Source organism: Arthrobacter sp. 10T419 (assembly GCF_056394105.1).
Map to the genome: position 1 here is coordinate 255,687 of NZ_JBFTHF010000004.1, position 19,773 is coordinate 275,459.

A 19,773-nucleotide genomic window follows, 5' to 3' on the forward strand; every position below is an offset into this window, starting at 1 on the left:
CGACTTGTTGGTCTTTGTCGGTCCAGCCAAATACCCTGGCGCAGTGACTAATTTCTTTGGGGGAGTGGCGGCGGAGCAGCTGCCCGAGGGCTTGTACGAACTGCTCAACACGGATGCCCTCGGGGACCATCTGAGCCAAGTGGAAGAACTCCAGCCGATCTTCGCAGACATCGATGACGACGATAGCCCGGATATCATCTCCCGCCACGTCGCAAATGCGGTCCGTCAAGCCCTGGAAGCAGCGAAACCCTCCGACCGCGTCGCCCTCGCGAACAAGCTCCTCCAAGAACTGAACACGACAGACCGAATCGCTCCCGGCCCCACACAGCTCCAATCCCTCCACCGCCCGGACACGCTCAAGCGCCGCAGTCTCCGCCGACCCACCACCAAACTCAGCGACTCGGCCCTGCTCACCAACAGCAAGGACGATCCAAACCTCGCCGCGGAACTCAGGACCGAGATCGAATCCGCCAACACCGTCGACCTGCTCTGCGCTTTCGTCCGCTGGACCGGGCTGAGGCTCCTCGAACCAGCGCTGCAACAACTCAAGGAGCGCGGGGCCAAACTCCGCGTCATCACCACCACCTACATGGGTGCCACGGAGCGTCGCGCGATCGACGAACTCGTCCACCGCTACGGCGCCGAAGTGAGGATCAACTACGAAACCCAGGCCACTCGGCTGCACGCCAAGGCATGGCTGTTCCGCCGCAACTCCGGCTTTGACACCGCCTACGTCGGCAGCTCCAACCTCAGCCAAGCCGCGCTCCTGGACGGCTTGGAATGGAACGTCCGGCTCAGCTCCGTCGGCACGCCCGCACTCCTTAACAAGTTCGAGGTCACCTTCGACAGCTACTGGGAACAGCGCGCTTTCCAGAGCTACGATCCGGAACGCGACGGCGAAAAGCTGGACGCCGCACTCGAACGCAACGGCGGCCGGCGAACACCCGTCCCCGGGGCGGCCACCGGTCTCGAGCTCCAGCCCTTCCTGCACCAGGAGGAGATGCTCGAAGATCTTGAAGCCGAACGGCTGAAGGGCTTCAACCACAACCTCCTGGTCGCCGCCACCGGCACCGGCAAAACCGTCATCGCGGCGTTGGACTACAGACGCCTCTGCGAAGCGGCGGGCAAGAATCTCAAGCTGCTCTTCGTCGCCCACCGCCAGGAAATCCTCAAGCAGGCCATGCGCACCTACCGTGATGTCATGCAGGACGGCGCCTTCGGCGAACTCTACGTCGGCGAACACAAGCCACAGCAGTGGGAACACATCTTCGCCTCCGTGCAGTCGTTGTCCTCCCTCGGCATCGACAAGCTGGAGCCCGACTTCTTCGACGTCGTCGTCATCGACGAATTTCACCACGCCATGGCGCCCACCTACCGCCGGCTGCTGGACCACCTGCAGCCGCAGCAGCTCCTCGGGCTGACCGCCACGCCGGAACGCGGCGACGGCGTCGACGTCGCTCAGCAGTTCTTCGACGGCCGCACCGCCAGCGAACTGCGCCTCTGGGACGCCCTGGACGCCGACCTGCTGGTGCCGTTCCACTACTTCGGCGTCTCCGACGACGTCGACCTCAGCCAGCTGGAGTGGAAGCGCGGCAACTACGACACCGCCCAGCTAAACAACCTCTACACCGGCAACGACGCCCGTGCCGCCAAAGTGATCCGCGAGCTCCGCGATAAGGCCACCAGCACCGAGCAGATGCGGGCCATCGGCTTCTGCGTCTCGGTCCAGCACGCCCACTATATGGCCGAGGTCTTCAACCGCGCCGGCATCGCCTCCGTCGCCGTCGACGGCAGCACCGACGACGCCGACCGGGCGGCGGCGCTGAAACGTCTCGCCGCACGAGAGATCAACTGCATCTTCGCCGTCGACCTTTTCAACGAGGGCCTGGACCTGCCGCAGGTGGACACCATCCTGCTGCTCCGGCCCACGCAGAGCGCCACGATCTTCCTCCAGCAACTGGGGCGCGGGCTGCGCCGCGCCGAGGGCAAGGCGGTGCTGACCGTCATAGATTTCATCGGCCAGCAGCGCCGGGAGTTTCGCTTTGACCTGCGCTACCGGGCGCTCACCGGCTACGGGCGCAAGGAGCTGGAGAAGGCTGTCGAGGACGAGTTCCCGTATCTGCCGTCGGGCTCGCAAATTGTGCTGGACCGGGTGGCGCAGAAAGTCGTGCTGGACAACATCAAAGCGCAGCTGCGGTTCAACCGCGTCCAGCTGGTCCGGGACATCGCATCGTACGCCGAGACCGAACTCGAGATGTACCTGCAGCGGTCCGGGAACGACGTGAAGTCGATTTACCGGTCCACCAAAGATTCGTGGACCGGATACCTTCGCCAGGCGGGGCTGATCGAAGGGTTCTCGCCGCTGGAGACCGTTCTCAGCGGAAGGATCCAGGACCTCTCCGACGCCGACGAGAAGAAGCTCCTGGGCCGGATGGCTGCGCTGATCCACGTGGATGACCCGGAACGCGCCGAGGCTTACTCGATGCTCGTCGGCGCTGACGCACCCCGCTACGCGGAGCTCGGCATGCGCGAACAGACGTTCGCCCGCATGCTGTTCTACACGCTCTGGGACGACGGCGGCGGTTTCCAGTCGTACGACGCCGGCCTCGACTATCTGCGCGGCTACCAGTTTGTCTGCAGCGAGATCCGGCAGGTTGTGAAGCTCGGCGTGGCCGCGTCAAAGCATGCCGCCAAGGGACTCGGGGCCGGGCTGCAACACGTCCCCTTGCTCTCGCACGCAACCTACCGGCGCGAGGAGATCCTGGCAGCCCTGCAATACGGGTCGCTGGAGCTCGGCAAGAACGTGCAGCACCGCGAGGGCGTCGCCTGGTGCCCTGCGACATCCACAGACGCCTTCTTCGTCACCCTCAACAAGGACGACAAGAAGCACTCGGCCACGACCATGTACAAGGACTACGCCATCAGCCCGGAGCTCTTCCACTGGGAATCGCAGAACGCGACGTCGCCGAGAAGCCCGACGGGCAGGCGCTACCTAGACCGGGCAGCGCACGGCTCGCGAATCCTGATCTTCACCCGTGATACCTCAGAGGACGAGACCGGGCTGACCGTTCCGTACACCTGCCTGGGCCAGGTCGATTACGTCCAGCATGCGGGGGAGAAGCCGATCGCGATCACCTGGAAGCTGCACCGTCCGATGCCGGCTGATCTGTATGCGACGGCGGCTGCGGTGGCGCAGTGAGAGGACACAAGGAAGCCGGCACGCGTGCGTAGCACCAGGTATCGTGCCACCGCAGGCTGGCGTTCACCAACGGGTCGGAGATCCGATAACAGGTGCTGTGCTGGCTTAGGTCGCCGACACCACCGGCCTCAATCGGTACGCCGACTCGATGTGCTAGTTGGAAGCCGGGCAGACACAGGGCGACTACAGTATTGAGAGAAATCGCCGCTGCGGGGGGAATAGGAAAGTTGCAAATGAGTAGTAGTGGATCGAGTCTTGTGGCCTTGCGTACCGTCTGTGTCCCGAGAGATGACGTCATCTCTGGGGGGCTCGCCGACAACCATTTTGCAGCACAGCTGGACAAGGTCGTTCGGGACGCTGACCACTATCCCGTGTACGGGAACGCTACATCTTTCTTCGCGCAGACCTACCCCACTAGCGGGCTGAAAACCCTTTTGATGAAGACTTTCGGACGGGTAACGGGCTCGAAGGGTGTCGCCGGGGAGAACGGCGTGCTGCGCCCCACCACTTCGTTCGGTGGCGGCAAGACGCACGGCCTCACCGCCGTGTACCACCTCGCAAAGGGGGAGCGCCCCTCGAACATCGCGGAGTTCCTCGACCCGGCTCTCCTGCCGGAGGGGCCCGTGCACGTGGCAGCCCTCGTAGGAGACGCACTCGACGCCACGGCCGGTGTTGAGACGAACGGCCACCGCACGTACACGCTTTGGGGCGAGATGGCTGCGCAGATCGGTGATGTTGCGTTTGCTGCACTCGCCGCTAACGATGCCGCCCGCACGGCCCCCGGCACTGGAACCATAAAGGCAGCTTTCGGCGGCCAGCCAACCATCGTCATCATCGACGAGATTGCAAAGTACATTCGTGCAGTCACCTCATCAGGCAGCGAAGATGTGCGTCGTATGGCGAAGGCAATTCCCGTTTTCTTGGGAAATCTATTCGAGGTCGCCTCGGACCCGACGAACAGGGTGTCAGTCATCATCACGCTCGCAGCGACGACGAATGCGTTCGGAAACGAAACGACGGAAATCACTGAGCTCCTAGACGATGGAGCGACGGCTGCGAATGATGCCGTCGGCGAGACCGCGGACGTTTTGACGCGTGCAGTTCAGCCATCAGCGGTTATCAAGCCCGCCGACGACAACGAAATCGGCGAAATTCTTAAGAAGCGGATCTTCCAGTCCGTGGACCCGGGCGCAGCCCGTGCAGCCGGTGATGCCTACCGTGATTTTTACGAGACACTCGGTAAGACCGAGCAACTCGCAGGGGGTGCTGAGCATGCCGCGACCTACGGCGACCTCGTCGCGAAGACGTACCCCTTCCACCCGGAACTCGTTCGGGTCCTTGACAAACGACTCGGCAACATCTCGCAGTTCCAGCGCGCTCGCGGCGCCCTCAAACTCCTGGCCGAGGTAATCGCCGGCATCTGGGCGAAGGAAGACGATACGGCCATCATCAACGTCGGTGACATCGACTACTCCAACGAGCCTGTCCTCAACCACCTGACAGATGGTCTAGGACGCGGCGAGTATGCCTCCGTTGCACTCGGCGACTTCGCTGGGACGAACTCACACGCCGCCGCGGTCGACCGGGATGTTTTCCCCGGCAAGCCCGCCTACGCTACGAGGGTTGCGCGCAGCGTCTTCACACACTCACTGGAAATGGTGTCTACCGCCGGAGCCGGACGCAATGATTGGCTGATTGGCACACTCAGGCCAGGCGAAGAGGCCAGCATCTTCGAGAAGGCACTCACCGAGTCCGAGAAGGTATTCTGGCATTTGTCATTCGATGGGGCGCGATGGCGCTTCAACATCGAACCGAACGTCAACGCAATCATCGAGACGGAGAAGCGGAACATCGCCAACACCCGCGTTGCAGCCATTGTTGACGACCTCATTATCCGCGCATTCGCAAATGATGGCGGAGCCACGGCGATTCACTTCCCCTCCGGGCCCGTCGATGTTCCAGACCAGCCGAACCTTCGCGTTGTCGTCGCCGACTACCGCGTCCTAGCTGTCGAGCAGAAGAGCGCCGACAAAGCTCCCAGTCTCCTTATAGAGGTGCTCGACAAGTCCGGGTCTGTCGGTTCGCCGCGTAAATACCGCAACGCTGTGGTGTTTGCTGTTCCTGATGCCGATCAAGTCGACGTGCTCAAGGACCGTGCTCGCGCGCTTATAGCGGCCGACAACCTTGCCACCGACACTGCCAGGCTGGCACAGTTCAGTCCCGAAGTCCGCAAGAAGGTGGAGGCATACCAAAAGCAGGCTTCCCTTGAGGCGCGTATCGCAGTTAACCGGTGCTTCAAGCACATTTATTTTCCGACCAACGACAAGAGCAACGGACACCTGCGCCACCGCGAACTTCCGGCTCAAGCACAAGGCGACCCTAAGAACGCCACGTCCGCAGTGGTCACACTCCTCGCTGACGAAGGGAAGATTCGCTCCGAAGCGTTTACGGCGTCCTACCTACGGTCTAAGACATGGCATAACAATACTTCGACGACGACCGCGGCTATCGCTGACTTCTTTTGGACCGACCACGCGATTCAAATTGTCCGAAACCCTACGCTGCTGCGTGAAGCCATTATCAACGGCGTTAAGAATGAGAACTGGGTTTATTTCGACGGAGCGACGGGGAAAGCGTTCACGGCCCACACAATGGCCGGAATGAACGTCGGCTTCAGTAACGATGCTGAGGTCATGACTGACGCCGAGGCGCAGAACCGTGGCCTCTTGGTGCGCAAGCCCACGCAGAAGGACCTCAGAGCTGTGCTCACCGCGGACAAACTTAGCGGAGCGGACGTCCGTGCCCGACTTGAGGCGGAGTGCGGCGGCGAACCCAGCAAATCGGACGTCCTCGACGTCCTCGCTACAGCCGTCCAGTCCACTGACTACAAATGGTTCGTCGTCCTCGACGCCGAGCCTCAGCCAGGTGTCCGTGCCTTGTCGCCAAGCGCCATCAAAGACAAGGGCCTGGACACTCTCTATATCCTTACACGGGAAGAGGCCGACGAAGTCGGAGTAGAAGTTCCCACCCGCACAGTCAGCAGTAAGACGTTTAATTCATCCGGCCCGGGCGGTGCAGCATTCCAGGATCTGGTCGATCAGGTCTCCGACTTCACAATTCAGGACATCAGTCGTCTTACGCTGAAGGTGACGGCAGATGAAGCCAAAGGGACCAACGACGTCGACCTGGCCGTCGCCGCTCTTGGCATGTTGCCAAAGCAGGATATTGCTGTGAAGAGCACGATGCGGGCCGAGTACAAGGGGCTGAACGGCGGCCTCCAGTTCGCCGGAACCGCTGAGCGCGCGGAGTTCCAATCGGCATACGGTCACGCGAAGAAATCACTCGCCGGAGCAACCAAGGTCGCCGGGGATCTCACTCTCGACATCACATTTAGCCCTCCGCTCAACGTCGACAGCGCAGAAATTAACCAGATTCACACAGTCGTCAAAAACCTGCAGATGCAGCAGACGACCATGACTGCTGAGGTGACCAAGTGAGCGCCGCCGCCCGCAGCCATCGGCCGCGCCCGCTGCAGTCTGTAGACACCGCGAGGGCGTTTCGGATGACAGTCCGGCCCATCAAGAGTGACACCTTCGGTCTTTTGCTCGAAGAGAGCTACAGCGCGAACGGACACCCTCTCGCGGCGCTGGTCACTACCTCGACGCCCGCGCAAACCGGACGCGTGGCCGATGCGGTCTTCGCTGCCGTTCGCGGCTCTGGGCACACTCCCAGCGTGCTCGCATTCAATCGCAAGACACCGATCCACCTCGACGAGCCCGAGGGGGTGCGCCTCGCTCTCATCTTGCTCACCACCCAACCTGTAGCGAAGCATTCTCGTGTACGGGCGCTCGTCGCCGGGGTCAACGCGATGAGCACCGAGGAAACCTACTACTGGTATTCCAAGTGCATTGGCACCGAGGCATCACGCGCCCGCAGGGCGCTCCGCACTCTTCTTGCAGACGACTGACAGAAAGCTGATCATGACTACCGACAGGCCACGCGTTCTCATCGAGGACTGGCTCCCAGTCGCCGAACTCGGCATCGAATCGCGCCGCGAGCGAGGAGCTGCCTCAGCACTGCCTCCACTGTCATTCCTCCACATCTGGTGGGCGCGCCGACCTTTGGTTGCGTCGACTGCAGTGGTGCTCGCCGGCCTTATGCCTGCGTGGTCCGAAGATCTCAAGGACGCTTTTCCTGGATACCCGGAACTTAATGACGAAGCTGCATACCGCCGATGGCTTCTTTACTTGGTTGGTGTCTGGGGCGACCCGGTAAAGGCGCGAAAGGTAATTGACGCAGCGAACGCCGCGGGTTTGAAACTTCAGGGCAATGGCTACGGCTACCGCCAAGCCTTCCGCAACCCGATTGCGCGCGGGGATATTGACCTTCTGCACGCCGTTTTGGTCCGAACGTGGGGCGAACTGCCGATAGTGGCGGATCCGACGGCAGGCGGTGGTTCGATCCCGTGGGCCGCAGCACGGATGGGCCTGCCCGCGTTCGCAAACGATCTCAACGGAGTCGCCGCGAGTGTACTCAAAGCTGGAGTCCAGGTGCCTGCGGAGCATGGCCTGGATCTCGTCAGGGACTTAAAGCAATGGGGCCAGATTCTCGTCGACCGAGTTGAGATTCGGCTCAAAGAATACTTCCCTCTTCATGGTGGCGAAAGCGTCATCGCTTATATCTGGGCCAATGCCGTAGCCTGCCCTCGCAGCGGTCGGACTGTGCCACTCCTCCCTGACAAGTGGTTGCGCAAGACGCCCGGCAAAGAGGCCGCGGTCACCTTCACTACCGAAGTCGATGGCGTTCAACTTCGCGAGCCGCAATTCGAGGTGGCACTTGGCCGCAGCGTCGACAAGTCCGATGCTGCCAATGGAACAACCGGGCGTGGCAAGGCGGTCTCTCCGTACGACAACCTTGTCATCGAGGGCGACTACATCAAGGCTGAAGCGCAGGCGGGGCGCATGACGCAGGTACTCTATGCCGTCGCGATTCGCACGGCCGGAGGTGAGCGGACATTTCGGGCGCCTACGCAGAAGGATCTCGATGCCCTTGCAAGTGCCGAAGATAAGTACGGGGAGGTGCAGGGACGGTGGCTTTCGGAGGGTGTCCTGCCGACGGAGGATTTTCCTGACGGCAACGATTTGCGGCCCAGGCATTACGGCCTCAACCGGTGGGTTGATTTCTTTTCAACGAGGCAGGCGCTCGTGCACGGCACATTCGGCGAGGAGTTTGCTCGGATCATGCCGGAAGTTCGCGAAGCGCTTGGTGAACGCGCAGATGACGTCCTATTCGAGTTGGCACTAATGCAGGGCAAGGCCCTTAACTGGAATTCTCGGCTCTCCTCCTGGGATGTTTCCCGACAGAAGATGCGCAGCGTCTTTGACCGGCACGACTTCGCCTTCAAGTGGACTTTCGCGGAATTCGAGGGCGCCACCGCGCTGTACTCGTGGTGTCTTGACCAGTTGATCGATGCCTACGGCGGCATCGCTCGTCTGTTGGACGAGACGGGCGCAAGCGACCTTCAGACCCAGGACCGCCTGAAACGCACGGTTCAGGTCACGCAGGGAAGCGCCACCGATCTGTTGCTCGACTCCGGTTCCATCGCACACATCTGTATGGACCCGCCGTACTATGACAACGTCATGTACGCAGAACTTGCCGACTATTTCTACGTCTGGGAGAAGCGGACTCTGGGGCGCATCGTTCCTGAGTATTTCGCTGACGATCTCACCGACAAGGATAATGAGGCTGTTGCGAACGCCGCGCGCTTTTCTGGGATGGGCAAGCGGAAGAAAGAACTGGCCGACCTAGACTACGAGACCAAGATGACTGCCATCTTTGCCGAGGCGCGGCGGGTGCTTCGGGACGACGGGGTTCTGTCCGTGATGTTCACGCACAAGCGTGCCGAAGCATGGGACACCCTAGGCATGGGTCTGCTACAGGCCGGATTCACGATCGAAACTTCATGGCCCGTCAATACCGAGGCTGAGAGCTCGCTGCACCAGGCGAACATGAACTCGGCGGCATCGACCATTATGCTCGTGTGCCGGAAGCGGGTCGACCGGGAACACGGTGACCGCGTCTACCTCGATGACATCGAACAAGACATCCGTGGAGCCGCGCGCGCGGCTGCGAAAAGGTTCCAGCATGACGGCATCGACGGCGTTGACCTGCTGCTGTCCACCTACGGCCCCACTTTGTCGGTTATCTCGCAGCAATGGCCCGTCTTCTCGTCCACCCCCGACGCGGACGGTCGTGACCAGCTGTTGCGGCCAGAGGATGCCCTGAACCTGGCTCGCGAGGAAGTCGTAGAACTCCGCCGCGCCCGGCTTGTCGGCAAGGCTGCCAAGGTTGACGATGTGACCGACTTTGTGCTGTTGGCATGGGACATCTTTGGTGCACGCGAGTTCCCGTTCGACACCGCCCGACTACTAGCGCTTGCCGTCGGAGGGATGGACGTCGACGACCTCGCTCGTGCAAAGGTGGTCTCGAAAAAGGCTGGTGTCGTAGGTCTCTTGGAACCCCAGGAACGCCTGCGTCGGGACGCCGACAGCGAACTTCCTGGCGTTCGCCCGGAAGCCGCCTCCTTCGAGTACGCGATCGATGCTGTGGACACGGCACTGTTCATCGCTGAAGTGGACGGGATGCAAGCGGCCAAGCGCTTCCTAGACCGGCACGGCTTTACATCCGATGCCTCGTTCATCGCAACGGTGCGCGGACTTGTGAACGCGATTCCGCGTACCAAAGTTAAGGGAGAGTGGGTCGTGCCAGAGGCTGGTCGCTTGGACACGATGTGCACGCTGTATTTTCCGGGTGTGGAACTCCCTGCGGAGGAGGAAGCTGTTCAAACCATGCATGAGCAGGACACCTTGTTTGGAGATGACTGACAGTGGATCCGGACTCTCGCCCCAGCCTGTTCCCCGACATGCCGGGCAGGGCTCACGTCGGGCCGGACGAGTCCGTTGCGCCTTACACAGTTGGCAGCGACTCCCTCGTCGGCGTTGAACTCAAGGGCGACTACTCACCAGACGACCGGCCGTTCACGACGTTCTACGTTCCGATGCTGTCCCGCGCTGTCGCCTATGACAGGGCTGTAGGCTACTGGTCCGCCGCCGAACTTCAGTTCGCTGCTCAGGGGACCGCGCAGTTCCTGGCCAACGGAGGCAGGATGCGACTAATTGTCGGCGCGCAACTCATCGATTCCGATGTGCAAGCTGTGATTTCGGGGCAACCGTTGGAAGACGTCGTTGCTCGGCGCCTTCTCGCAGACCCCGAAATGGAGGGCGCGAAGATCGTGCAACGGGAGCACCTTCGTGTTCTGGCGTGGATGGTTGCGAACGACCGACTCGAGATCCGTGTAGGCATTCCCTGCGATGGGGACCGGCTGCTCACTTACAGAGAGTCGGGCAAGTATTTTCATACGAAGTATGGGATCTTCACGGACAAGCACGGCAATAAGGTCGCCTTCAATGGCTCAAACAATGCATCTGTGAGCGCGTGGGTTGCAAACCACGAGACGTTCGATGTATACCCCTCATGGAACGAAGGCGTGTGGGACTGGGTTGGCAAGAAGAAGGTCCACGACTTCGAGCAGCATTGGAGCGACCGTCCGGATGCTGGCTGGGCCGTCGTCAGCCTCCCAAAAGCTGTTCGCGATCACCTGATTCACCACGCACCAGACAAGGCTCCGTACCCCAGGCCGGAACACACAGGCGAGGGTGAGAACGACCATACGCCCGACGAGCCAGGTAGCGCCGACTCGGCGGTCGCATGGGAAGAACTCGCCGCTCTCGCTGAAGCACCCGCGCGCTCACCATACACCGCCGTCGGTACCGCGTGGGTGCAACCGCTTCCGCACCAGGCGGAGCTCATCGATCGAGTGGTGTCCACATACCCGCGGGGTTACTTGTTGGCGGACGAAGTGGGCCTCGGTAAGACCGTCGAAGCGGGACTTGTCTTGCGAGAATTGTTCCTGTCGGGGAGGGCGCAGAAGGCCCTGCTTCTGGTACCCGCGTCGGTGATGAAACAGTGGCAGGAAGAGCTCCACGAGAAGATGAACCTGGATGTGCCGAGGTTCGATAAGGGGCAGTACCTTGACCGCTTCGACCAGCCCCTCCCGGTCGAGCCCCAAGCGAACCCCTGGTCAGCGTTCCCAATCGTGCTTGCTTCTAGTCATTTGGCACGCAGAAAGAGCCGCAGACAACAAATTCTTGATGCCGGCCCCTGGGACGTCGTGCTAGTCGATGAGGCACATCACGCCCGCCGTCGCGGGTCCAAGCCCACCGATACTCCCAGTTCGCTTCTTGCGCTACTCCTGGATATGCGGGACCGGGACATGTGGCGAGCCTTATACCTCGCTACTGCAACCCCCATGCAGATGAATCCTCATGAGGCGTGGGATCTCATTTCGCTTCTTGGGCTCAAAGGCAAGTGGGGTGAATCAGCGACTTTCTTCCTCCAGTACTTCGAGCGGCTTCACGACAATCCGAAGATGCGCGGCTGGCAACTGTTGTGTGCCATGCTCCACGACTACTTCTCAGATCCAATTGCCGAACGAGACCATCGGCTCGAAGGTGAAGTCGAAGAGGCGCTCGGCTGGGCCGGAGCCTACTCCGTGCTTGAGCTCGCCGACAACGTCCCATCTGGAGACGCGCGTGCCCAGATGCCGAACGAATCGTCTGAATGGATGGACAAGTGGCTCCGTAGACACACCCCGATGCGCGACCGGGTCTTCCGGAACACCCGGAAGACCATGCGTGAGTACCAGGCCGCCGGCATCATCGGCGAGGATGTCATTATCCCCGTCCGACACGTCGACGACGCGTTTATCGATCTGGCCGTGGCGGAACGGAAACTGTACGACCGCATCGAGGAGTACATCCGCCGCCACTACAACGCCTACAAGAGCGACAAATCCAGCCAGGCGCTCGGATTTATCATGACCGTCTACCGGCGACGCCTCACCTCTTCGTTCGAAGCAATCAAGAAGTCTCTCACTCGCCGTCTCGACGTTCTCGAAAAGGGCAAGAGCCTCGGCGAACTACTCTCCGACGACGACAACATTGACATCGAGGACTCGCTGTTCGACCCGGAAGCGTTCGATGTGTCCGCCGAGCGGCTCAGCGACGAAATCCACGAATTGCGGCTCTTCCTCAACGAATTGGACAAGGTTACCGGCGAGGACACAAAGGCCAGCCGACTCGTCGCCGACGTAAACTCGGCACTCCTCGCATACTCGAGCCTGGTCGTGTTCACGCAGTACACCGACACCATGGATTACATCCGCGAACGACTTATTGCAGCGGGTATACAGAAAATTGGCTGCTACTCCGGACGTGGGGGAGAGGTGTACGACCACGCGGACCAGACGTGGACCACCGTCACCAAGTCCGACATAAAGAACAAGTTTCGCAACGGAGACCTCACGGTACTTATCGGCACAGACTCCATGAGCGAGGGCCTCAACCTGCAAACGTCCGGCAGGCTTATTAACTACGATATGCCATGGAACCTCATGCGGGTCGAACAACGCATTGGGCGCGTCGACCGTATCGGAGCGACTTATAAGGATATCCGGATCACAAACTACTTCTACGCCGACACAGTTGAGGAGCAGGTGTATAAAGGGATCGCTGAAGACTACGGAGACTTCACAGACATTGTCGGGGACGCCGCACCCGTCCTGGCCAGCATCGAGAAGGCCATTGAACAATTAGCACTCGGTGATGTCACGGAAGAGATCATCAACGCTCAAGTCGACAACATCCGCGGCCAAGTCGAAGCCGTCAAAAGCAGCGCCGTCAAAACCAATGACCTCGGTAACGCTCCCGAAATCACCGGGCATGTGGAAGAACCGCCGATCTTACACGGGGAAGTGGGACTAGGCGAGCTCGAACGGGTGCTCACAAACAACTCACTGACCTCCCCGCTATTCACCGCGGAAACAGACAAGCCCAAGACATACAGACTTTTCCCACCCGCGGCTATGGCGCCGTATTCGTTTGCCAAAAATGGAGGGCTGCTGAGCCCCGGCGACTGCGAGCGTGATGACAGCCGCGCCGACGGTATTCTCGTCACGTTCGACCGCAACACCGCCGACCAAAGTACTTCCGAAATAACGCTCCTCACGTATGGCACACCCGAACTGGCGGCCATCCTACCCCGGCGAACTGAGCCGGTCTGACGGTGAACGGCGCGTCTGGCGTGTCCCAAGGGGGCAGGCACCGCGAAATGCGTGTTCCCTGCGGAGTGCTAGGGCTGCCCGCCGTCGCAGAGAGTCCGGATGACCGGCATCATCATTTCGGCCCGAGCCCAAAGAAAGCGATCGTAATCTTTCGCCACTCGCTCAGCGTCGAACTCACCATATGGTCCCGCCGAAGCCAACTCGGAGTAGGGAACGATGTGAGACGCGAGTCGGGACCGGATTTCAGACTCGCCTAAGTCGGCTTTGCTGGTACGCTCCTCAAGATACTGCAGTGGTGGCTTGCTCGAAATTGTGCGGTTCGTGCTCCAGGTGATGAGCGCGCAGTTGAGTGCACGCATGGATTTCCAAGACTCGAGGCCCGCGTTAACGAGCAGTGAGTCAGGGAAAAGATGATGGTATTCCCTTGACCCAAGCTGCTCAGCGGTAACTGTTCTATCGTCCGCAATGTCCCGCGCGCCTTGACGAAGAGAGACTGCGAGGATTCCGCGAGCGATTACTTCCCGGCTGCGAGGCCAACCGGCACCGATCAGATCCTGCTCAGCAGGGAGGGGCGTAACTTCCTCATCGAAAACTGGAGCTGCCGCTGCGCGGTCCGTGATCTGTCCGGTGAGGAGGTTCTTGAGGCCCCGATAGTCCTGAAATGCTCGCGAGCTTGCAGACTGATCGTAACGGCGGGTGAGAAAGGCCCGCCACAGGTAAGCACGAACGAGTTGTCGTGCGTTGCCAGCCGCGTCGAGTTTCTCTGGAATGAACTCATGGATTGCAGCCAAAACAGGCAGGACGACAACAGACGGGAGCCGCTGAGCGTCGAAGACGCGCTCGGCTTCGAGGAACTCAATGGCCCACCGGATACCACCAACAATGTCATCCCACTCGGTGCCAACTTTTCTGAGGTCCAGCTTTTGGTAGCTCTGCTGGCCGGCCGGCCGGTCGGAGCGGAGCGCCGCCACGTCCAAAGCGAGAGTGCCGGCGTCTGCATAGCGATGCAAGGACGGCACCTGGGCGCGCAAATTGTCTACCAGGTCATGGAGAGACTGCCCTAGGGCTTCTTCGAGCTGAGCGACCACAATGTCAAAGGCACTCAGTCTGACAGAGGAAGTGTTCATTTTGATGAAGACGTCGAGTGCGACATCTTTCGGAGTCGCAGGTGGGAGACTGAGGAATGGAACGTTGTACGACTTGATCGATGCGGATAGCTTTGCGATCCTGTCGCTGATCTCCCAGACCATGTCGGGATCACTGCCGCAAGCTTCCTTGGCCCATTGGCGGACCTCGGCGGTGTCGTCGACATTCAGCAGGCGGAGAGGGATATACCCGCGTCCCCACGTCTCAGCTGGGCTATCGCACCAAACGGGATAGCGAGTGTTTCTCCTGGTCCAGCGGTTTTGCGCCAATACTTTCGGAACGTCAGTCCCATGATTTTCATCTTCTTCGAAACGGACAAGGTAAGTGCGGTCCGGATAATTGTCGTGTAGCGAGCGCCATAGGGCGGTGAGCCGCTGCTGTCCATCAAGCAAGTGCTCAGAAACCCTCTCCCGCGTCACAGGAGCCGTTTCGAGTGCTCGGCTCACGAACGGCTCATTGTCGCCAATCTCAAGGATCAGAGTGGCGCCAGAAGGCAGTCCTCGCAAGACGGTTTCCACCAATGCTGCCACTTCATTGTGGCTCCAAGCTTCGAAACGCTGGAATCGCGGCAGCCTGAGTTGACCTGTTCGAACTCGGCCAAACCAGTCATGCAAGGATCGATTGCGTGCGTCCACTTCCTACTTCTTTCTCTCAGCGTTTCTCGGCTATCTCGCACCTAGAGCTTGTCGATCCAGGTGTCTTCTTCTCGAAGGTCCCAAGCCGAGGCGCCCTCGGGGCGGGGCTTCGCGTTGACGCGCTGCTTAATCCGCTGCAGCACGCGGTGAGCTTCGTGGGCATAGAGTTCGAGCAGCGAACCGACGGGACGGATGGACGTGGACTGGACGATCTGTTGCCGTTCTTCTTGGCTTTCGATTCCGGCGGAAGCGAAAGCCTCACGAATGGCCAGCACTTGGTCGTCCCGAATAGGTAGCTGGGTTGGGCCGGAAACACCTGTTGAGTGTCTATTAGTGCCGAAATCGAAAAGTGCGTCGTTCACAGAACGAGGATACAGGTGCGGTGGCAGTTCGCCTTCGCAAAGGAGTGTATTGCGTCACTGACACAGGTTCCCGGGAAGGCGGATTGTCCGGGCTGTAATGCTCTGTGGCGGGCTGGGCGACAGCGCCGATTCTGGTCTAGTCATGTAGCTACATGTCGTTCCCTGGAAGCTACCGGGGGTTCCATGGAAGCTACCGGCCGTAGGGAAGTTCGAGGCTAACCTTCTGACGCTTCTTCCTGAACCTCGTCCGAGGCCTCCGGAAGCGGATCTGCGAGGAAATACGACTTCGGCAGCTCCGCGGTAGTGGACGCTGAAGTAAGGTCTGAGAAGTGGAAATATCTCTGCTTGTGTACAAAAGCGGATCCGGCTCCCGTCCGGCCGTGAACTATGGGCCTAGTGAGGACACGATGCCCCCGGCCTTTCTCGCTGGGTCGGGTGAGGATAAACACCTGCTGAGTCGGGCCGGTCCAGCCATTAGCTAGCGTGTACTCGATAATAGTGGCAAGTTGTCGATCAAAAGAGGTGCCCGTGGATCTGAGGCGGATAACTTCTTCCGGGTTCCATGGGACATCGTCTCGCCGGTCTAGTATCTGCGGTACATCCCGCATGATTTGGCCCTGGAAGTAGAAGGCCATTCGCTTAACTGTTCTAAATGCGCGCTGAGGCTGACAGACGTAGGCAGAAACCGCGTTATAAACTGCCCAGGCCTGTTTCGCAGGGATTAGAACTGTGTCAGGCACGGTATTCGGACGACTCCGATTGATCTCCGTTACGCGCTCTAAGCTCTGCAGCCAGATCCGCACATCCGGGCCAATGAGACCAGCCAGGCTCAGGACGTTGTCGAGCTCGGCGTTTACATCGACATCAAGCATCGAGCCGTGATGCGCCAAAGTGTTGCGGAGCTCGCCGACACGAATCGTCCGTTGCTTCAATTCCTCATGGTCGCAGCCGATCATGAAGCCAGCTTTCAGGTCATCCCAAAGCTTGTCAGTGGCAATCAGTTTTGACCAGAAGCCCATAGTGAGACTGGCGAGAGCGGTGTCTCTATCGACGTTGAGGTCACTCCAGTGAGGCGACTCGAGTCGAGCTTCTACATTCGGAAGCTTCAGCATGAACCATGGAATGCGCCGTTCGTCTTCGGAGAGGGATTCCCGCAGCGCGCTATCCGCCGAGTTCCTCAGCACGACCTCCAAATGCCCGACAAGCTCAAACAACGCGGATGCCATGGCAGCGTTCCACCTGTATAGATCTAGCGCATCTGCCGGCGTTGCCGATTCCTCGAGATAGGCAGAGAATCTTGCTTCTGATATCAGACGTTCGATGACTTTCTTGTCGTAAACCATGACAGGTTTCCTTCCCCCGAGGACCGTCCTCATCAACATGAGCATAAGACAAAAATTGACAGTCTCCTCGTGCGCAGAACCCGAGGGAGAGTGGCGGGTGCCTAGCTAAGTCCGGCCGCTCTGCAGGGGAAACTGGCAAAGCACCTTCGCTTATAAGCTGCCCATCGTCGACAACCTGTTCTGCCGACTTGCCTCTTGCCGCTGAAAATGCCTCCCCGGCTCGCAAGCAACCTCGCATTCAGTACGTTCGGCAATGACTTCAGCAATGTAACGATCGCCTCAGCGATGTTCGAGCGGAGCGTTCGCCACGCATAAGTCGTGAACCTCACCGGCGCCACCGGCTTGGACCATGGCCAGAACTCATGGTGGGCCCAACGGGCAGCAGCCTGTCGCACAGTACTCAGGTGACAAGATTGCCGCCGTTTCGGCTGGCTGCAGCCTGCACTCGTTCAGGACCGCAAACGAAGTTTTCGCAGTCATCGGTCCGCCCGGCGTCGTCACGTAGTCCAACGTCCCAGAAGTCCGCGGTCATCCCGTCCTTGGTGATGCGGGTGTCCACGTAGACGCGGTTGTCGTTGCCGACCTTAAGGCGAGGGTTCCGGTCCATCGTCGGGTCCGTCATAGCCGGTGGACGCGATGGACGTGCAGACTCTCACCGAGCCGACCACAGGCGAGGCCGGGCGTCTGTGGTCAACCTCGGCGTCGTTGGCGAAGTTCAGGCGCACGTCCCAGTTGAGCACCACGGCGTTGCGCAGGTTCGTATCCACCCAGCCCCGCGTGCAGCGGCGGACTGACATAGCGTAGCCGTCCCACCCGTCCTTAGAGACGTCGTCGATCTCCCGTGCCTGGTTCCGGTCCCGCCCGGCGGATAAGGCCGGCTGGCCCGGGAATTCCCAGCGCTGGCGCGGAGTTCAAGAAACCGTCCAGCTGCCACTTCTCCTGCGCCGCGCAGGTGCCGGTGCAGTTCTCGGTCAGGCGCTCAACCACGCTTCTGTCCAGTCGCCGCCGGCGAGCTGGTCGTCCGGATAATGCCGTGTGGAAGTTGGTTGGCTGGCCGAGCCGTCGTCGCCGTGAGCTGGCCGGGGAACGAGGACCAGCTTTACACGAGCCTGAGCCAGAGACTCTGACGGCTCGGCTTGGGCCGCTCAAGCCAGCGGCCGGCGCGCGCCGACGCCGACGGAACCGGCCGGCGCAGCGTACTCCCGCCGCCGTCGTTCTATCCTTGCCTGCTGACCGGGCGAAGGAATCCTCGCGCCCTTCGTCCGGTTGCACCTGGCGCAGGCGGGGACGAAGTTCTGCAGGTTGGTGGATCCGCCCTTGGACCAGGGGTAGAAATGATCACCGTGCTCAGCGGCACGCGAGCACCGACGCCCGAATCCAGCTTCCATCTCGCACTGACCGCCGGCCCGCGTCATCCCTTCCCTGCGATCCTGCCGGCTGAAACGCCGGACCGGATCCCGCCGCCGCACGTCCCGGCTGTGCACAACGGACGCGACAATGAACAGCACAATGAGGAACAGCACCGGGAGGGCAACGGCAGCTAGCACGCTGTCAACAAAGCCGCGAAGGACGCCGCTGACGGTTGAGGTGCTGTTCCCTGTGGCGGCTTTCCCCTTTGGCATCAGCGCCAGGAACACGGAGACGGCCAACCACACAATTACGGCCGAGTAAGCGAGACGCAGAGCCCGCCGGCTCCAATAGATGCGCTTCAGTTCCACCATCGGTTTCATTCCCCCAAATGAGCTCCAGCCGCGCTGCGGTGCGGCCAATGAAACAGAGCGTACCGCTCGCGACAGGGAACTTTGGCAGGGCTGCGTCAGAAGCGACTGCAAGCCCTTTTCGTTCAGGGTCTGTAGTCCGTAACGATCCCGCCGCGACGGTGCGAGGATCAGCAGGATGCCCGGGCACCCCGCAGGCCCCGACGTTGAAAGAGCGCCGCTTCCACCGACTGGAAGGACCATTATGAAGGCAGCACGTTTCCATGGCCGCAAGGACATCCGGATCGAGGACATCGCGGAGCCCGAGCTCCGGGCCGGCGCGGTGAAGATCGACGTCGCCTGGTGCGGGATCTGCGGCACTGACCTGCACGAATACCTGGAAGGCCCCATTTTCTGCCCGGCCCCCGGGCATCCGCATCCGCTCTCGCACGAGGAGTCACCGGTGACCCTGGGCCACGAGTTCTCCGGGACCGTGTCCGAGGTCGGCGACGGGGTGGAGGGGCTCGCGGTGGGGGACAACGTCGTCGTCGAACCGTATTTTGTGGACGGCGACTGCGATATGTGTCAGGCGGGCAGTTACCACCTGTGCCGGCAGATGGGCTTCATCGGGCTCTCCGGCGGCGGTGGCGGGCTGAGCGAGAAGATCGTGGTGGACCAGCGGTGGTGCACCCCATCGGCGACATCCCGCTGGATGAGGCGGCCCTGATCGAGCCGCTCTCCGTGGCCCACCACGCGGTGGCGCGCAGCGGCGCCAAGGCCGGCGACGTGGCCCTGGTGGGCGGGTCGGGCCCGATCGGGCTGTTGACCGCGGCCGTCCTCAAAGGCATGGGAGTGACGACGATCATCAGCGAACTGACGCAGGCGCGGAAGGAAAAGGCCCTCTCCAGCGGGGTGGCGGACCACGTGCTGGACCCCAGCCTGGAAAACGTCCCGGCCCGGGTGCTGGAACTCACCGGCGGGACCGGCGCGGACGTGGCCTTCGAATGCGCCGGCGTGAACGCGGTGCTGGACACCATGCTCGACGCCGTCCGGCCCGGGGGAGTGGTGGTCAATGTCTCCATCTGGGGCGCGCCCGCCACCGTGGACATGCAGAAGCTGGTGCTCAAGGAGATCGACCTGCGCGGCACCATCGCCTACGTCCGGGACCATCCCGCCGTGATCAGGATGGTGCAGGAGGGCAAGGTGGA

General features: G+C 61.0%; 11 protein-coding genes and 2 pseudogenes. 7 read left to right on the forward strand and 6 right to left on the reverse strand.

The annotated features are described in order from the left end of the window. The first annotated feature begins 43 nt into the window (after positions 1-43). From AC1DBD_RS10035 to AC1DBD_RS10055, 5 genes are all read left to right on the forward strand, one after another. A complete protein-coding gene (locus AC1DBD_RS10035; protein ID WP_476982022.1) occupies positions 44-3,199 on the forward strand; it encodes a DEAD/DEAH box helicase in 3,156 nt (1,051 codons plus the stop codon). 191 nt (positions 3,200-3,390) lie between these two features. Then, positions 3,391-6,696, forward strand: coding sequence for an ATP-binding protein (locus AC1DBD_RS10040; protein ID WP_476982023.1), 3,306 nt, complete (start codon positions 3,391-3,393; stop codon positions 6,694-6,696). Continuing rightward, the gene (locus AC1DBD_RS10045; protein WP_476982024.1) at positions 6,693-7,166 is read left to right on the forward strand and encodes a DUF7680 family protein; all 474 of its coding nucleotides are present in this window, start codon (positions 6,693-6,695) and stop codon (positions 7,164-7,166) included. The genes AC1DBD_RS10040 and AC1DBD_RS10045 overlap by 4 nt, the downstream gene beginning before the upstream one ends. A 13-nt stretch (positions 7,167-7,179) precedes the next feature. Beyond that, a complete protein-coding gene (locus AC1DBD_RS10050; protein ID WP_476982025.1) occupies positions 7,180-10,086 on the forward strand; it encodes a DUF1156 domain-containing protein in 2,907 nt (968 codons plus the stop codon). A gap of 2 nt (positions 10,087-10,088) precedes the next feature. Beyond that, positions 10,089-13,382: an SNF2-related protein gene (locus tag AC1DBD_RS10055; protein WP_476982026.1), complete on the forward strand. Its 3,294-nt coding sequence runs from the start codon at positions 10,089-10,091 to the stop codon at positions 13,380-13,382. A 68-nt stretch (positions 13,383-13,450) separates the two neighbouring features. Here AC1DBD_RS10055 and AC1DBD_RS10060 read toward each other — a convergent pair whose 3' ends face one another. The 6 genes and pseudogenes from AC1DBD_RS10060 to AC1DBD_RS10085 all read right to left on the reverse strand — a co-directional run bounded on the left by AC1DBD_RS10060 (position 13,451) and on the right by AC1DBD_RS10085 (position 18,283). Further along, a complete protein-coding gene (locus AC1DBD_RS10060; protein ID WP_476982027.1) occupies positions 13,451-15,163 on the reverse strand; it encodes a GmrSD restriction endonuclease domain-containing protein in 1,713 nt (570 codons plus the stop codon). A 41-nt stretch (positions 15,164-15,204) separates the two neighbouring features. Continuing rightward, positions 15,205-15,525, reverse strand: a complete 321-nt coding sequence (locus AC1DBD_RS10065) for a hypothetical protein (protein WP_476982028.1) — start codon at positions 15,523-15,525, stop codon at positions 15,205-15,207. Positions 15,526-15,740: 215 nt separating this feature from the next. Beyond that, positions 15,741-16,868 carry a hypothetical protein gene (locus AC1DBD_RS10070; protein WP_476982029.1) on the reverse strand — a complete coding sequence of 376 codons (1,128 nt, stop codon included), beginning with the start codon at positions 16,866-16,868 and terminating at the stop codon, positions 15,741-15,743. Positions 16,869-17,268: 400 nt separating this feature from the next. Continuing rightward, positions 17,269-17,475 carry a hypothetical protein gene (locus AC1DBD_RS10075; RefSeq protein WP_476982030.1) on the reverse strand — a complete coding sequence of 69 codons (207 nt, stop codon included), beginning with the start codon at positions 17,473-17,475 and terminating at the stop codon, positions 17,269-17,271. Next, a pseudogene (locus AC1DBD_RS10080) lies at positions 17,453-17,716 on the reverse strand (alkaline phosphatase D family protein); the annotation flags it as partial. The gene AC1DBD_RS10075 and the pseudogene AC1DBD_RS10080, both read right to left, overlap by 23 nt. 297 nt (positions 17,717-18,013) lie before the next feature. Next, a complete protein-coding gene (locus tag AC1DBD_RS10085) occupies positions 18,014-18,283 on the reverse strand; it encodes an HNH endonuclease (protein ID WP_476982035.1) in 270 nt (89 codons plus the stop codon). Here AC1DBD_RS10085 and AC1DBD_RS10090 point away from each other — a divergent pair. Both AC1DBD_RS10090 and AC1DBD_RS10095 read left to right on the forward strand, forming a co-directional pair. Next, positions 18,203-18,412 (forward strand): hypothetical protein, encoded by a 210-nt coding sequence (locus AC1DBD_RS10090; RefSeq protein ID WP_476982036.1) that lies wholly within the window; start codon positions 18,203-18,205, stop codon positions 18,410-18,412. The two genes, AC1DBD_RS10085 and AC1DBD_RS10090, sit on opposite strands and share 81 nt — an antisense overlap. A gap of 418 nt (positions 18,413-18,830) precedes the next feature. Further along, positions 18,831-19,773 (forward strand): annotated as a pseudogene (locus tag AC1DBD_RS10095) (2,3-butanediol dehydrogenase); the annotation flags it as partial.

Coding starts and splice junctions, on each gene's coding strand:
- AC1DBD_RS10050 (WP_476982025.1), top strand. CDS start 7,180: ATGACTACCGACAGGCCACGCGTTCTCATCGAGGACTGGCTCCCAGTC.
- AC1DBD_RS10070 (WP_476982029.1), bottom strand. CDS start 16,868: ATGGTTTACGACAAGAAAGTCATCGAACGTCTGATATCAGAAGCAAGA.
- AC1DBD_RS10075 (WP_476982030.1), bottom strand. CDS start 17,475: ATGGACCGGAACCCTCGCCTTAAGGTCGGCAACGACAACCGCGTCTAC.
- AC1DBD_RS10090 (WP_476982036.1), top strand. CDS start 18,203: ATGATCACCGTGCTCAGCGGCACGCGAGCACCGACGCCCGAATCCAGC.
- AC1DBD_RS10085 (WP_476982035.1), bottom strand. CDS start 18,283: ATGACGCGGGCCGGCGGTCAGTGCGAGATGGAAGCTGGATTCGGGCGT.